10 protein-coding genes are annotated in these 15,488 nt (G+C 42.9%); 4 read left to right on the top strand and 6 right to left on the bottom strand.

What is annotated here, in order from left to right; all coding sequences use genetic code 11:
- The first annotated feature begins 249 nt into the window (after nucleotides 1–249).
- Both gltB and J3P43_RS08715 read left to right on the top strand, forming a co-directional pair.
- Nucleotides 250–4,770, top strand: a complete 4,521-nt coding sequence (gltB, locus tag J3P43_RS08720; protein WP_255901252.1) for a glutamate synthase large subunit — start codon at nucleotides 250–252, stop codon at nucleotides 4,768–4,770.
- Between the two features lie 2 nt (nucleotides 4,771–4,772).
- Nucleotides 4,773–6,245 carry a glutamate synthase subunit beta gene (locus J3P43_RS08715; RefSeq protein ID WP_255901250.1) on the top strand — a complete coding sequence of 491 codons (1,473 nt, stop codon included), beginning with the start codon at nucleotides 4,773–4,775 and terminating at the stop codon, nucleotides 6,243–6,245.
- Nucleotides 6,246–6,305: 60 nt separating this feature from the next.
- On the opposite strand, the gene J3P43_RS08710 is transcribed toward J3P43_RS08715, so the two are convergent.
- From J3P43_RS08710 to J3P43_RS08700, 3 genes are all read right to left on the bottom strand, one after another.
- Nucleotides 6,306–6,839, bottom strand: a complete 534-nt coding sequence (locus tag J3P43_RS08710) for an RNA methyltransferase (RefSeq protein WP_255901249.1) — start codon at nucleotides 6,837–6,839, stop codon at nucleotides 6,306–6,308.
- Between the two features lie 52 nt (nucleotides 6,840–6,891).
- On the bottom strand, nucleotides 6,892–8,043 hold the full coding sequence (locus J3P43_RS08705) for a galactokinase (RefSeq protein WP_255901248.1): 1,152 nt from the start codon (nucleotides 8,041–8,043) through the stop codon (nucleotides 6,892–6,894).
- 194 nt (nucleotides 8,044–8,237) lie between these two features.
- Nucleotides 8,238–8,738 carry a hypothetical protein gene (locus J3P43_RS08700; RefSeq protein WP_255901246.1) on the bottom strand — a complete coding sequence of 167 codons (501 nt, stop codon included), beginning with the start codon at nucleotides 8,736–8,738 and terminating at the stop codon, nucleotides 8,238–8,240.
- 289 nt (nucleotides 8,739–9,027) lie between these two features.
- Here J3P43_RS08700 and J3P43_RS08695 point away from each other — a divergent pair, with 289 nt between their 5' ends.
- Nucleotides 9,028–11,274: a Tex family protein gene (locus tag J3P43_RS08695; protein ID WP_255901245.1), complete on the top strand. Its 2,247-nt coding sequence runs from the start codon at nucleotides 9,028–9,030 to the stop codon at nucleotides 11,272–11,274.
- Nucleotides 11,275–11,904: 630 nt separating this feature from the next.
- Here the strand turns inward: J3P43_RS08695 and J3P43_RS08690 are convergent.
- The 3 genes from J3P43_RS08690 to J3P43_RS08680 form a co-directional block, all read right to left on the bottom strand.
- Nucleotides 11,905–12,882: a c-type cytochrome gene (locus tag J3P43_RS08690; protein WP_255901244.1), complete on the bottom strand. Its 978-nt coding sequence runs from the start codon at nucleotides 12,880–12,882 to the stop codon at nucleotides 11,905–11,907.
- Nucleotides 12,883–12,961: 79 nt separating this feature from the next.
- Complete coding sequence (locus J3P43_RS08685; protein ID WP_255901242.1) at nucleotides 12,962–13,828, bottom strand: nucleoside phosphorylase; 867 nt, start codon at nucleotides 13,826–13,828, stop codon at nucleotides 12,962–12,964.
- Nucleotides 13,825–14,439, bottom strand: coding sequence for an IMPACT family protein (locus tag J3P43_RS08680; RefSeq protein WP_255902321.1), 615 nt, complete (start codon nucleotides 14,437–14,439; stop codon nucleotides 13,825–13,827). Before J3P43_RS08680 ends, J3P43_RS08685 begins: the two co-directional genes overlap by 4 nt.
- A 126-nt stretch (nucleotides 14,440–14,565) precedes the next feature.
- On the opposite strand from J3P43_RS08680, the gene J3P43_RS08675 reads away from it, so the two are divergent.
- A complete protein-coding gene (locus tag J3P43_RS08675; protein ID WP_255901241.1) occupies nucleotides 14,566–15,429 on the top strand; it encodes an SDR family oxidoreductase in 864 nt (287 codons plus the stop codon).
- The last annotated feature ends 59 nt before the right edge of the window (nucleotides 15,430–15,488 follow it).

Here is a 15,488-nt window from a genome sequence, read left to right as displayed (position 1 = left end):
AAAAAAATCCCTTTGTTTAATTAAAAAAAATAATCTGAAATAGTAGTTCCAAAAGAAATTCTGATCGCGGAATAAGATTTGACGCAAAAGTAAGTTTAAGATAATGTTAAATTAAAAAAGATAAAATTACGAGATTGCTAATTTTGGAGACTGAAATCCTTTTGTTTTTGAAAAATATTCAAAAATTATTATTCAGTCCGCAATTTTAGCCCAAAATCCGTACTTTCGTACATTCCCATTATTATAATAATGAAGCAAACCGAAATTGACCAGCAGGGATTATATCGCCCTGAATTTGAACACGACTCTTGTGGAGTAGGTTTTATTACACACATTAATGGCCAGCGATCGCACCAAAATGTTTCCGATGCTTTAACTATTCTTGAGAATATGGAGCACCGCGGAGCATGTGGATGTGACCCGGAAAGTGGTGATGGCGCAGGGATTTTATTGCAAATTCCGCATGAGTTTCTCATGGAGGAGTGTATAGCTCTGGATATTCATCTTACAGAGCCAGGCAACTATGGCGTCGGAATGATCTTCTTTCCTAAGAATGTCGCCACAAAGGAAACTTGCCGATCTATCATCGTTAGCTCCGCTGAAAAGCTGGGGTTGCCGTTTTTAGGCTTCCGTAAACTTCCGGTTAATCCATCGGTTGTAGGCCCGACTTCTCTGTCGGTTGAACCCGATGTTGAGCAGGTGTTTGTCGGGCGTCCGGATGGACTGGCAACTAGTGATGATTTCGAACGAAAGCTGTTTGTTTTCAGACGGTTGATCACCAAAACTATAAATGAAACGGTTAAGAATGGTAGCGACTTTTACATCGCATCGTTATCAAGCCGCATTCTAGTATATAAAGGTCAGTTAACCACTTATCAGTTACGTACTTATTATACAGACCTGCAGGACACCAGGCTAACTTCAGCATTTGGTTTAGTTCACAGCCGGTTTTCGACCAATACTTTCCCGTCATGGAAACTCGCGCAACCATTCCGCTTTATGGCGCATAATGGTGAGATTAACACCCTTACGGGGAACCTTAACTGGTTCTATTCAGGATTAAAGTCATACGCATCATCATACTTTACCAGCGAAGAAATGGATATCGTTCTTCCTGTTATCGATAGCAATCAGTCTGATTCTGCATGTCTGGACAACGTGGTTGAAGTATTGGTGCATACCGGTCGAAGCCTTCCTCATGTAATGATGATGCTCGTGCCCGAGGCCTGGGACGGAAATGAACAAATGGAGCCGTTAAAGAAGGCGTTCTATGAGTTTCATGCTACATTAATGGAGCCGTGGGATGGACCTGCAGCGCTAACATTTACTGACGGATCTCAAATTGGCGCCTTATTAGACAGAAATGGTCTGCGTCCTTTACGTTATGCCGTAACTAACGACAGTCGTGTAGTTGTTGCTTCAGAAGCTGGTGCATTGCCGATAGACGAAGCCATTATTATTAAAAAGGGTCGTTTACAGCCTGGTAAAATGTTCCTGGTTGATCTGGTAGAAGGTAAGATCATTACCGATGAGGAAATCAAAACAAAAATTGCATCCAGTCAGCCTTACGGCGAGTGGCTTGAAAATTATAAAATCAGAATCGAAGAGCTACCTGAACCAAGGGTAGCATTTACTAATTTATCGAAAGATGCGGTTTTGAAATATCAGCAGGTATTTGGTTACACCCGTGAGGATATTGAAACTATCATCAAGCCAATGGCTGTTGATGGGAAGGAGCCAATTGGTTCGATGGGTACAGATGTGCCTTTGGCGGTTTTGTCAGACCGTCCTCAGCATTTGTCGAGCTATTTTAAGCAATTCTTCGCCCAGGTAACTAATCCGCCAATCGATCCGATTCGTGAGCGCATGGTAATGAGCCTTTCTACCTTTATCGGTAGCAACGGTAACCTGTTCGACGAAGATAAAATGCATTGTCATTGCGTAGCATTGCAGCAGCCAATTCTAACGAATCTCGAGCTTGAAAAGCTTAGAAGTATTGATACCGGCATGTTCAATGCAAAAACCCTTCAAACATATTTTAAAGCAGATGGTCAGAAAGGTTCGTTGCAAAATGGATTGGAAAGACTTTGTCGTTATGCAGAAGATGCAGTAAACGACGGATTTGAAGTTCTTATCCTTTCAGACAGAGCAGTTGATTCTCAGCATGCGCCGATCCCTTCTTTGCTTGCTGTTTCTGCGGTTCATCATCACTTAATTAAGAAAGGCTACCGCGGTCAGGTTGGTTTAGTTGTAGAAGCCGGAGATGTGTGGGAAGTTCACCATTTCGCTTGTCTTCTTGGCTTTGGAGCCACGGCGATCAACCCATATCTGGCACTTGAAACCATTCATGCATTAAAAGAAGAAGGTAAAATTGAAACATCGCTAGAGTTCAAATATCTTTCTAAAAACTATATTAAATCTGTTTGCGACGGATTATTGAAGATTTTCTCTAAAATGGGAATTTCAACTCTTCAGTCATATCACGGAGCGCAGATCTTTGAAATCCTTGGTATCAATAGGTCGGTAGTAGACAAATATTTCTGCGGTTCTGTAACCCGTATCGGTGGTTTAGGATTGGATGAAATTGCGAAGGAGACCATATTTAAACATAACCATGGCTTCATTTATGCCAAACCTGAGGAGCAGTTGTTGCCCGAAGGTGGTATTTATCAGTGGAAGCGTCGTGGGGAGGCACATTTGTTTAATCCTCAAACTGTACACTTATTGCAACAGTCAACACGTATGGGTGATTATTCCATCTATAAAAACTATGCAAAAGCTGTAAACGATCAGTCGGAGAAGATGTATACTTTGCGTGGCTTATTGGATTTCGCACATCACCGCGAGCCGATTCCATTGTCGGAGGTTGAGCCAGCAGAATCAATATTAAAACGTTTTGCTACTGGTGCAATGTCTTTCGGTTCTATCTCTCACGAAGCGCATAGCACTTTAGCTATCGCGATGAACAGAGTAGGCGGAAAGAGTAATACAGGCGAAGGCGGTGAGGACGAAATGCGTTATGAGAAATTGCCAAATGGCGATTCTATGCGTTCTGCTATCAAGCAGGTTGCCTCAGGTCGTTTCGGAGTAACCTCATATTATCTTACTAACGCTGATGAGCTTCAGATTAAAATGGCTCAGGGTGCTAAGCCGGGAGAGGGCGGGCAGTTACCGGGACATAAAGTTGACGAGTGGATCGCTAAAGTGCGCCACTCAACGCCTGGAGTTGGTTTGATTTCTCCTCCTCCTCACCACGATATCTACTCGATTGAGGATTTAGCGCAGCTTATCTTCGACTTGAAGAATGCAAACCGTGATGCAAGAATCAACGTGAAATTGGTTTCTAAAGCAGGTGTAGGTACGATTGCGGCTGGGGTAGCGAAAGCTCATGCCGATGTGATTCTGATTGCAGGTTATGATGGCGGTACCGGAGCATCTCCAATCAGTTCTATTAAGCATGCAGGTTTACCATTCGAACTCGGATTAGCGGAAGCTCATCAAACGCTGGTTAGAAATCAGTTAAGAAGCCGCGTGGTTCTTCAGGCAGACGGACAGTTGAAAACCGGTCGTGATATTGCTATCGCTACATTACTTGGAGCAGAGGAATGGGGAGTAGCTACGGCTGCACTGGTTGCTGGCGGCTGTATCATGATGCGTAAGTGTCATTTAAACACATGCCCAGTTGGTGTTGCTACACAAGATCCTGAACTGCGTAAATTGTTTAGCGGAAAACCTGAGCATATAGTGAATCTCTTCCATTTTATGGTAGAGGAGTTACGCGAGATCATGGCTGACCTTGGCTTCAGAACGATCAACGATATGGTGGGTCGTGCCCAGTTCCTGAAAGCACGCGAGGGAAGTAAACACTGGAAAGCTAAAACTGTAGATTTATCAGCAATTCTTTATCCAGTTACCAATCCTTCTAAGCAAACGCTTTACAACAGCGAAGCTCAGGATCATGGAATGGCTGCAATCCTGGATTGGAAGCTTTTAGAGCATGCAAAACAGGCTTTAGAGAATAAAACCCCGGTATTTGCTAGTTTCGAATTGAAAAATACCGACCGTACCCTTGGAACACTTCTTTCAAATGAAGTTTCAAAAGTATACCAGGCTGCTGGTTTACCTGATAACACCATTAACTTTAAGTTCAGTGGGTCAGCCGGACAGAGTTTCGGAGCATTTTGTGCCAAAGGCATAAGCTTTGAACTTGAAGGTGAAGCAAACGACTATGTTGGTAAAGGTTTGTCAGGCGCCAGATTAGCAATTTACCCATCTTCGGTAAGCTCTTTGGTTCCTGAAGACAATATTATAATCGGAAACGTGGCTTTGTATGGCGCGACCTCTGGTGAGTTATTTGTTCGCGGTCAGGCTGGTGAACGTTTTGCAGTACGTAACTCTGGCGCAACTGCGGTAGTTGAAGGGGTAGGCGATCACGGATGTGAATACATGACAGGCGGACGTGCTTTGATCCTTGGCAAAACTGGAAGGAATTTCGCTGCAGGTATGAGTGGTGGTATTGCATGGATCTATGATATTGATGGCGACTTTGCCGACAATTGCAATCCTGAAATGGTGGACCTGGATCCGCTTACAGCGACAGATGAAGAGCAAATTACAGCTCTGCTTCGTACACATTCACAGTTAACTCAAAGTCAGTTGGCTCAGCGTATTCTGAACAACTGGGACGATGAAAAAAGTAAATTTATTAAGGTGTTCCCTAAAGAGTATAAAAAAGTATTGCAACACGCACAATTTCAGTCAGTTAATTAATTATGGGAAAAATTACAGGATTTAAGGAATACGCAAGAGAACTTCCCCAAAAAAGATCTCCTGAAGAGCGCGTTAATGATTACAAAGAATTTGTTGGCACTTATTCGGAAGAGAAGCTGAACGAACAGTCTGCACGTTGTATGAACTGTGGTATCCCGTTTTGTCATAACGGCTGCCCGCTCGGAAATATCATCCCCGAGTTTAATGATGCAGTATATAAAGAAAACTGGGAAGAAGCTTACCGTATACTCTCGTCAACTAATAATTTCCCTGAATTTACAGGCCGAATTTGTCCTGCGCCTTGCGAATCCGCTTGTGTGCTTGGTATAAATAAGCCAGCTGTTGCTATCGAGGAAATAGAAAAACATATTATAGAAATAGCCTTCGCTAAAGGCCTGGTAACCTCCAAAGCTCCTTTCATCCGTTCCGGAAAGACGGTGGCAGTAATTGGTTCTGGACCCGCTGGTTTGGCGGCAGCAGCACAGTTAAACAAAGCTGGGCACACGGTTACTGTTTTTGAGCGCGATGCACAAGCAGGCGGGCTACTGCGTTACGGTATCCCGGATTTTAAACTCGAAAAATGGGTTGTTGAGCGCCGTGTTAAATTAATGGAAGAAGATGGAATCATCTTTAAATATAACACGGAAGTTGGGAAAGATATCAGCGGAGATGAGATTATGCGGACTTTTGATGCTGTGGTTCTTTCCGGTGGTTCTACTATTCCACGTGATCTTCCCGTGCCCGGACGCGATTTAAAGGGAGTTTATTTTGCGATGGAATTCCTGAAGCAGAGCAATCAGCGTGTAAGTAACGAACTTTATTCAACAGAGGAGATATTCGTTGAAGGAAAAGATGTGATTGTGATTGGTGGTGGTGATACCGGTTCCGACTGTGTGGGGACTTCGAATCGCCAGAGAGCGAAATCAATTACTCAATTTGAGTTAATGCCAAACCCACCGGCGCAGCGCACAGACGCAATGCCATGGCCAACCTATCCAATGCTTTTAAAAACCACCAGTTCTCACGAAGAAGGATGTGAGCGGTTCTGGGGCATTAGCACCAAAGAATTTATTGGCGACGGAAAAGGTAACCTCAAAGCCGTTAAAGTTATCGACGTAGAATGGGAGACAGATTTCTTAGGACGTCCTCTTAAATTCTCTGAAGTTGCTGGTAGCGAGCGCGAGCTCCCTGCTCAGTATGCATTCCTCGCAATGGGATTCCTTCACCCTCAAAAAACTGGTTTACTAGAGCAGTTGGGGGTTGATCTGGATGAACGTGGCAATGTAAAAGCGAAAGAGGGATCTTATCAAACCAACATCAATAAGGTTTTTGCGGCGGGTGATATGAGAAGAGGTCAGTCATTGGTTGTTTGGGCTATTTCTGAAGGACGTGAAGCTGCAAGAAGAGTAGATCAATTCTTAAGCGGAAGTACCGCATTAGAAAGTAAAGATGCTGAGAGCATGTATGCTTTCTAGGATATATGACTAGTTAAACAAAATCCCGGCCCTAAAAGCCGGGATTTTTTTGTTAAAAGATTAATATTTCAATTTGAGTTTGGCGAATAAGTCCCAAAGAACAATACCTGCCGATACAACGATATTGAAAGAGTGTTTTGTTCCAAATTGAGGGATTTCGATGCAGTCATCTACAGTAGACATTACCTCGTCGGATACGCCGTTAACCTCGTTCCCAAATATCAGTGCATATTTCTTAGCGGACAAAGCGCGAAAGTCATTAAGTTGAATACTGTTTTTAGCCTGTTCTACAGCTGTAATGTGATATCCTCTTGTACGTAGATCTTCAATGGCAAGTAAGGTGCTCTCGAAATAGCGCCAATCTATAGAATGGGTAGCCCCCAAAGCAGTTTTTTCTATTTCACGGTGGGGTGGCAGACCAGTTATCCCGCATAAAATGACTTCTTCTACAGCAAAACCATCGCAGGTACGAAAGATCGAACCCACGTTATGCAGGCTTCTTACATTATCGAGAACGACTACAACAGGAAGTTTTTGTTGCCGTTTAAATTCTTCAACGCTGGCGCGATTCAGCTCATCGAGTTTTAACTTCATTTGTAATTTAGGTTAACACCTGAGAAAAATCTAAGCTGTTTTCGTGTTCGAATTAAATTTCGCGGACACCGGCGCCTATCTCTGAGCTATATACGGAAGGAGCATAGCCTATTTTTTCTGTATAATACCCGGTTATTTTATTGCTGAAATCTTCAAAATAATCCTTTTTTACGAGTGCGATAGCACAACCGCCAAAGCCCGCCCCTGTCATACGAGCGCCTGAAACTTCCGGATAATGCAGGCAAAACTCAACGATGGTGTCTAATTCCTTGCCAGAAACTTCGTAAAGATTCTTTAATGAATCGTGAGACGAATACATCAGGTTTCCGAAATCTGTCAGGCGGTTCTCTGCAAGCGCTACCGCCGCCAGTTCCACCCTGTCGTTTTCTTCAACAACGTGTTTTGCGCGATTTACCACGGTAGCGTCGGGTATCAGGTGTTTATGTTTTTCAAAAGTTTCAGAATCAATATCGCAAAGATTAGTGATGCTTAGTTCCTTTTGAAGTGCTTTTAATGCCGTTTGACATTCCCCCACACGCTCATTATACTTCGATTCCGCTAGTTTTCGCGGCTTATTAGTATTAATGATAGCCAGCAGATGATCGCCAAGATTGCAATCTACGGCCTGGTAATCGAGGGTCTCACAATTTAACTTCAGTGTTTTTTCTTTTTCTCCAAAAGTAACGGCAAACTGGTCCATGATTCCGGAGTTAACACCGATGAACTCATTTTCAACAATTTTGCTTAGTACAACCAGGTCAAGCTTGGAAAGTCCGCCTTTAAACAGACTGTTAATTGCAAAGGCAGTCACAATTTCGATAGAAGCAGAGGATGAAAGTCCGGCTCCGATTGGAAGGTTACCAAAGAAGAGCATATCCAGGCCTTCAACCTCCTTCTCGTCTTTCAAAAAATTATGAATTACTCCTAAAGGATAATTATACCAGGCGCTGCCCGTTTTTTGATACGATTCATTTACTTCGATATCAAGAGTTTCGTCGAAGTTTGTGCTTCTAAATCTAAAAATGCCCTCTTTGTTAGGCGCTGTTAAAAGGGTGGTTCCATAGGTAATTGCACAAGGCATTACTAAACCTCCGTTATAATCTATATGCTCGCCAATTAAGTTAACTCTACCTGGAGCAAAAAATGCGTTTTTATTCTCCTGACCAAAAGACTCTTTGAACTGTTCTTTTAACTGCTCTAACATGTTAATTTTTAATGAAGCGGCTAAATTATAATAATTTTTTTGCTGTAATATAGATTTTGAATTTTTAAGCTGCTGATTTTGAAATTTATGGAGATTGATGCGCTTATTATATAGCAGTTGGAATGGTGTGTGGACAAGCAAAAAAAAATCGCCAGGCTAACTGGCGATTTGTTCAATAAGAGTTTTGAAGTTTTTTAGTTGCTTGCTGTGGTCTCGATGGTAAGGGTTTTATGGAGAGCCACGCTCAATGAAGGAGAAACGCTTACGTAAAGTTGTTTAACATCGTTAATCAAATCTACCCAATATGTACCCACATCGTTGAAGCTTTCATTGCCTTCCGGTCTGCTTACGATCTTAAGAGCAGAAGAGAAAGAAAAGTCTTTAAATCTTTTTTGTATTTCAGTTCTAGCCTTTAAAGGTATTTGTTCGTAAGTTAAATACTCAACGGCACCAAGGTACGTTCCCTGTAAATCGTATAAAGCCGCCATCTTCTTTCCTTCAGAAGTAAAGCTTGCCTTGATATATTGATCATTTACTTTCCAGGATACATCCTTCGCGGTTTTAAAATCTGCTTCAAAATTTTGTACGGCGTTATATGCTATTTTTTTAACATCATCTTTCCGTTCTGCTTTTGTGGTGGCAAATGTTGCGGTAGTTAATAAGAAAAACGCGATAACAATTGATAATTTTTTCATAGTCTTTAAATTAAATCCATAACAAAGGTAATTCGTTTTTGATAATTTTTCATATAAAGTTTAATTTTTATGAAAAATTAATAATGAATTAACCTATTATCTGGATTTCTCAAAAACGATGCGCTTTTGAGCCGGTTTTTTGAGAATTCGTTAAAACTCGTTAAAGGAAAAAATCTTTCCCCTGAAAAGAATTTGCAGGTAGAATCATAATCGGGAGAGGAGTGGTAGAATGTTGATAAGCAATTTTTGAATATTCATCTTATAGCGCCAACTTAGCGACGTAGAACAGATGGAAAGTAAGATCACACACTTTAAGCAAATTGCAAAGGAGTTAGGCATTGCCGAGAAGCAGGTTACTGCTACCGTAGGGTTGTTGGACGAGGGAGCGACAGTTCCGTTTATATCGAGATACCGTAAAGAGTTAACAGGGAGTTTAGATGAAGTCCAGATTGCGGCTGTACGCGATAGGATTGATCAGTTAAAGGATTTGGATAAACGACGGGATGCCATTTTGAAGTCCTTGTCCGAATTGGGTAAACTAACTCCTCAATTGGAACAGCAAATAGAGAGAGCTGAGGCAATGAGCGTGCTGGAGGATATTTACTTGCCCTACCGGCCCAAAAAGAAAACAAGGGCGAGTATAGCAAGGGAAAAGGGCTTGCAACCCTTTGCCGATCTGATCCTTGACCAGAATAAAACAGATCTTGAAGTCGAAGCTTCCAAATTTATCGATCCTGAAAAGGGAGTTTCATCGGAAGCCGAAGCGCTGGCTGGTGCAAGAGACATTATTGCTGAGCTGGTGAGTGAGAATCCAGAAGCGCGAGCAGTTTGCAGACAGCTTTTTCTGGAAAAAGGTGTGCTTGAGTCTAAAGTGCTATCCGGTAAAGAAGAGGAGGGGGCAAAATACCGTGATTATTTCGACTGGACTGAGCCTGTGAAGACAGCGCCCTCGCATAGGGTTCTTGCTATACGTCGCGGAGAAAAAGAGCTGATACTTTCTATGAACATCTATCCGCCAGCGGATGAAGCTCTGGCTAATCTGGAAAAGATTTTCATAAAAGGCCATAACAGTTCTTCTGAGCAGATGAGGTTGGCGGTTGCCGACTCGTATAAGAGATTATTAAAACCCTCGCTGGAAACCGAAATAAGGCTGGTGACCAAGAAAAAAGCCGACGAGGAAGCAATTCGTGTTTTTGCCGAGAATGCCCGGCAGTTATTATTAGCAGCGCCGCTTGGTCAAAAACGTGTAATGGCAATAGATCCCGGGTTTCGAACCGGCTGTAAAGTGGTGTGTCTGGATGCACAGGGACAACTAGTAGAAAATACAAATATTTATCCGCATAGCGGAGCCGGTGGCTTAGCCGAGGCTGAAAAGACTATACCCTTTCTTGTATCCAAATACCAGATTGAAGCTATAGCTATAGGTAATGGCACTGCTGGCAGGGAGACTGAAGCATTTGTTCGAAAATTGAATTTACCAGATGTCCTTATCGTGATGGTGAACGAGAGCGGCGCCTCTATTTATTCTGCCTCCGAAGCCGCCCGCGAAGAGTTCCCCGATAAGGATGTTACTGTCAGAGGTGCTGTCTCTATTGGGAGGAGATTAACAGATCCTTTAGCCGAGCTGGTGAAAATTGACCCTAAATCGATAGGTGTAGGCCAATATCAGCATGATGTGGATCAAAATAAACTTCAAACTTCTTTAGATGATACCGTTATAAGTTGCGTGAATGCTGTAGGAGTAGAATTAAATACCGCCTCTAAGCAAGTACTTTCTTATATCTCGGGCCTGGGGCCGCAAATAGCTCGAAATATTGTGGAGTATCGCAATAAAAACGGAGCATTTACCAGGCGTGAACAATTAAAAAAGGTTCCGCGGCTGGGCGATAAGGCCTTTGAACAGGCTGCCGGCTTTTTGCGAATCCGAAATGCTGAACATCCGCTTGATGCCAGTGCAGTGCATCCCGAAAGGTATGCTCTGGTTGAGCAAATGGCTAGGGACTTAAATTGCACTGTTAAAGATTTGATGAAGGATGAAAGTCTTCGGAAAAAGATTCCGGTTCAAAAGTATGTTGGCGAAAATGTTGGCTTGCCTACCTTAAATGATATTATAAAAGAGCTTGCCAAGCCAGGCCGCGATCCGCGCGAGCAGTTCGAAGCTTTTAGTTTTACCGAAGGAATCAATAGCGTATCCGACTTGAAAGTTGGAATGACCCTCCCTGGAATTGTTACGAATATCACCAACTTTGGCGCTTTTGTGGATATCGGCGTGCATCAGGATGGTTTGGTGCATTTAAGTCAGCTTTCCAATCGGTTTGTAAAAGACCCTAATGAAGTAGTGAAGGTTCATCAGCAAGTGGAGGTTACCGTTACAGAAGTTGATGCCGGGCGGAAAAGGATTTCCTTATCGATGAAAAAGGATGAAGTAAAGCCTCAAAGAGAGCAGCGCAGCCTGCAGGAAACTCCAAAAAAGAAAAAGGAAGAGAATGGAGATATCAAAGATAAGCTGGCGGCATTAAGGGCGAAATTCTCTTAGCTGATTTGTAAAAGGATATAATGATTAGGCCTTGGGTTGCAAAACCTAAGGCCTTTACTGTTGGAAGCCCTTTCTCTAGGTAATGTTTGTAAGATCCACATACTAATCTTTATCCTAGTTCAAAAGAACGGCGCAGTATCATCGAGTTGCAAAGCCATTGGAGAGCTTTAAGGGATCTTAACCATTCAATCCCCCACATTCTACCTGATTCGGGTCAGATTCGACATGGTTCCCAAAAATTGCCGGGCCAGCGGTTTAGACCTACAACTATTATGGAACTTAACCCCAACTAAACCCGAATGATCTCAGAAGAAAGCCCGGCGCTAACCCGAACCAGTGTCTCTATAAGGTCCCTGTAAGGTCTCTATAATTAGCTTTGAAATATTGTTGAAAATTTTTAATGGGCAGGAGTTTATAAATATAATCACAACATCTGCTTTGGTCAAATCGAATTCCATTTTAGGTTTGCAGGGTACCGTGGGTGGCATGACCCATGTAGACGGAAAACGATATGACCCGCACGTCCGCAAGGCGCGGAGTTCTGGAGGAGTGAACGAAGTTCTTCAGGAGAATAATCGTCTAGTCCTAGCAGGGTCTCTCGAAGAGGACCCTGCGATTCTAATTGGCACTTTATCCCTTAGGAACAAACTTCGTTACCTGATTCTTTATCGGTTTTACCGATCTTAGATAAGTGTAAATTGCCTCCAGATCTTGTGTTTTCATGCCTCCATACATCGTCCAGGGCATAACGGTTTGAAATTCTGAGCCATTTACAGTTTTCGGCGAATGCCCTGAGTCAGCATAGGACTTAAAGCGTTCAACGAATTGTTGTTTGGTCCAGTGGCCAATGCCTGTTTCTTTATCGGGAGTAATATTTGCTGTGAAAACAGAGCCGCCGGGCAGCTTGAATTCTCTGCCTCCGGCAAAGTCCATTCCTTCAATGGGGGTGCCATCGACCACGTTTGTATGGCAATCAAAACATGCCGATGCATTAACCATGTAAGCACCAAATTCCAACGGTTTTGAAACCGGAGGTATAGGCTGAGGCGTCGCTTTGGCGGGAATGGTATTCACAATAAAATTTAATGGAAAATCAAGTTCCCGTTCGGGGGATGACGTTTGCTGCTCGGGTAGAGTTCTGATAAAAGCGATAATGGAATATATATCCTCTTTATCCATTTTACCATAGGACGCATAGGGCATAATAGGGAAAATTGCTGAACCGTCCTTCTTTACTCCGGTAGTAATGGCTCTGAAGAGCTCGCCATCAGTCCAGTTTTTCAAATTATGCGGAGTAATGTTTGCACTGTAGATCGTTCCAGGAAGTCCGGCCGCCTGATCGAACTTTTCTCCTCCGGATCCTACGCTTTTTGGGTCAATTGGACCGGAAAACTTAGACCAGTCGCGACTTGAGTGGCAATCAACACAAACCGTAACATGGGTGGCCAGATATTTACCCCTTTCTATGCGTTCAGGGGTAAGCTCTACCTTCAGTCCTGGTGCTTCGCCAACATTTGGCAAGGCGAATTTAACATAGCTTAATAACATCCCGATAGTAACTATTAGTACCAAAGCGATGTAGATGATAATTTTACCTGCTTTTTTCATGTAATAATTTTGCTAAGGTTTTGATTAGATGCATCTTAACCAACAAATGCTACATGAAGATAAAAATATTTTTTTTAAGTTAAAATACTCGCGAGAGTACTAGCTCTATCGTCTGATTTATAGTTTTTTGTGGTTGTTTGCTGAATTCATAAGAAATGCGGTTGGCTAAAATGGCGTTGACAGAAATTGCTTTATGCCCCAATACATTTGCCAGTGCGTAAATGCCAGCGGTTTCCATTTCCAGGTTGCTCATTCGCTGATAATTGTAGTGAAAATTCTGGAAACTTTTGATGAGGTTATCGTTCGCGCTGCGTGCTCTTAACATTCTTGCTTGTGGAGCATAAAAACCCGGACAGGTAACGGTAATTCCATGTTTAAGATTCTTGCCGATTTTGTCAAGCAGCCCCCTGTCCGCAGCAGCTACATACGGGGAGATGTTTGACAGTCCTTCAAAATGGCTTTCGATAGCACGTTTAAAATGTTCTTCTTCAAGACTCAGTGCCTGGGTATAGTAGTGCATCAAGCTATCAAGACCGATGGCATGCTCAGAAATCAAAACACTGTCAACAGCGATTTCTTCCTGCAGTGCACCGGAAGTTCCTATGCGGATGATGTTTAACGATCTAAGTTCTTCACGCACTGTTCGTGTGCTGAAGTCGATATTTGCAAGTGAATCCAGTTCATTTAAAACGATGTCGACGTTGTCTGTTCCGATACCTGTAGAAATGACTGTGATACGGTTGGGCCCGATAAATCCGGTATGGGTAACAAATTCTCTTTTTCCTTTCTTCAACTCAATGCTGTCGAAATGAACTGATACTTCAGCAACCCGGTCGGGATCGCCTACGGTGATAATGGTATCTGCTATATCGTCGGGCAGCAAGTTTAAATGGTATATACTGCCATCGGCGTTAAGTATAAGATCGGTTTCGGGAATGGTGTTCATATTGTGTGAAGGTATTTTATGGTAATGCCATGAGTGCTTTCAAGTTTCGTAAGAACAATATTTAGTTGGCTTTTCGGTATCTCAAGTTCGATCTTACAACTGTTCTGAAGGTCCTGGCTGATTGTTTTCAGGCCAAAATCTTTGATTACTTTCATTACGGCGTTCATTGTAATATAGTCAAATGAAAGTGAATACACATCATTTACAGTTAATTCGATAATCTCACAGTTCGAAATTGCGTTCACTGTTGCGGTTTTATAGGCGTTTATCAATCCGGGTACACCCAGCAATGTGCCGCCAAAATATCGTATCACTACAACCAGGATGTTAGTCAGATCGTTTGAGAGAAGGGTGTTTAATATGGGCCGGCCGGCTGTGCCGGAAGGTTCGCCATCATCATTAATCCGGAAGACAGATTTGTCGGGACTGAGTCGAAGCGCCCAGCAATGATGTCTTGCTTTCGGATGTTCAGACCTACGGGCCGATAGCAGTTTTTTTGCCTGTTCTTCCGAGCGGACAGGATAGGCAAAAGCGATAAATTTGCTGCCTTTATCACTGAAAATGCCTTCTCCGGGCCCGGCAATTGTTTTGTAATGATCATCAAATAGCATCAGGACAAGTATAGCGAAAAGGTGTTCGAAATTAGTGTTACGCGCCTGAAAATCTTCTTTTGATATTTCTAAAACCTGCACCAGGTGCCCGTGTTATCAGGAATACATCTACTAAATTTGAAAAACATGCAGGAGTCTAATGATAAAAAGAATATACAGCCGCCTCAGCACCAGGATAAACAACCCGGAATAGAATCTAAGATGAGGCCAAGACCCGAATATGAGGGCGAAGATGTGTTTTCGAAACTTGCAGGGAAAGTTGCCCTGATCACTGGCGGAGACAGCGGAATTGGCAGAGCCACCGCAGTGCTTTTTGCACGTGAAGGTGCAAATGTGGTGATCTCTTACCTCGACGAGCACAAAGACGCAGAAGAAACAAAAGCTAAAGTAGAAGAGGAGGGGCAGGAGTGCCTGCTAATTGCCGGCGATGTAGGGAGCGAAAAACATTGTATAAAAATCGTTGAAGACACCATAGCGCGGTTCGGTCGTTTAGATATTTTGGTAAATAACGCCGCAGTACAATATCCCCAGGAAAATCTTGAGGATATTACCGAGGAGCAGCTGGACAAAACCTTTCGGACGAATATTTATGCTTACTTTTTCATGGCCAAAGCTGCTTTAAAACATTTGAAGAAAGGCAGCTCCATCATCAACACCACATCAGTAACAGCATATCGCGGAAGCAGTCATTTGTTAGATTATGCTTCTACCAAAGGTGCAATCGTCGCCTTTACACGCTCATTATCGCAAAATCTGGCTGACAAAGGAATCCGTGTAAACGGTGTAGCGCCTGGGCCTATCTGGACACCTTTAATTCCATCTACTTTTCCGAAAGAGGAGGTGGCTCAATTTGGCAGCGATGTGCCTTTAGGCCGGCCGGGACAACCCGAAGAAGTTGCTCCTTCGTATCTTTTTTTGGCCTCAGACGATTCTACTTATATCACCGGACAAGTGCTTCATCCTAACGGAGGAGAGATTATAAATGGATAAATTCGCTGAACCAAGCCCGTTTTGAGTTTAAAAAATAAAATCAGAGCGATAAAATGGTA

This window comes from Paradesertivirga mongoliensis, from assembly GCF_024436395.1.
GTDB classification, from domain to species: Bacteria; Bacteroidota; Bacteroidia; order Sphingobacteriales; family Sphingobacteriaceae; genus Paradesertivirga; species Paradesertivirga mongoliensis.
Note: the sequence above shows the minus strand (reverse complement) of the source record. Positions and strands in the feature narration are given on the sequence as shown.

What these genes read in the sequence shown, in the direction of transcription:
- gltB (WP_255901252.1), top strand. Translation starts at nt 250, where the DNA reads ATGAAGCAAACCGAAATTGACCAGCAGGGATTATATCGCCCTGAATTT.
- J3P43_RS08715 (WP_255901250.1), top strand. Translation starts at nt 4,773, where the DNA reads ATGGGAAAAATTACAGGATTTAAGGAATACGCAAGAGAACTTCCCCAA.
- J3P43_RS08710 (WP_255901249.1), bottom strand. Translation starts at nt 6,839, where the DNA reads ATGAAGTTAAAACTCGATGAGCTGAATCGCGCCAGCGTTGAAGAATTT.
- J3P43_RS08705 (WP_255901248.1), bottom strand. Translation starts at nt 8,043, where the DNA reads ATGTTAGAGCAGTTAAAAGAACAGTTCAAAGAGTCTTTTGGTCAGGAG.
- J3P43_RS08700 (WP_255901246.1), bottom strand. Translation starts at nt 8,738, where the DNA reads ATGAAAAAATTATCAATTGTTATCGCGTTTTTCTTATTAACTACCGCA.
- J3P43_RS08695 (WP_255901245.1), top strand. Translation starts at nt 9,028, where the DNA reads ATGGAAAGTAAGATCACACACTTTAAGCAAATTGCAAAGGAGTTAGGC.
- J3P43_RS08690 (WP_255901244.1), bottom strand. Translation starts at nt 12,882, where the DNA reads ATGAAAAAAGCAGGTAAAATTATCATCTACATCGCTTTGGTACTAATA.
- J3P43_RS08685 (WP_255901242.1), bottom strand. Translation starts at nt 13,828, where the DNA reads ATGAACACCATTCCCGAAACCGATCTTATACTTAACGCCGATGGCAGT.
- J3P43_RS08680 (WP_255902321.1), bottom strand. Translation starts at nt 14,439, where the DNA reads ATGCTATTTGATGATCATTACAAAACAATTGCCGGGCCCGGAGAAGGC.
- J3P43_RS08675 (WP_255901241.1), top strand. Translation starts at nt 14,566, where the DNA reads ATGCAGGAGTCTAATGATAAAAAGAATATACAGCCGCCTCAGCACCAG.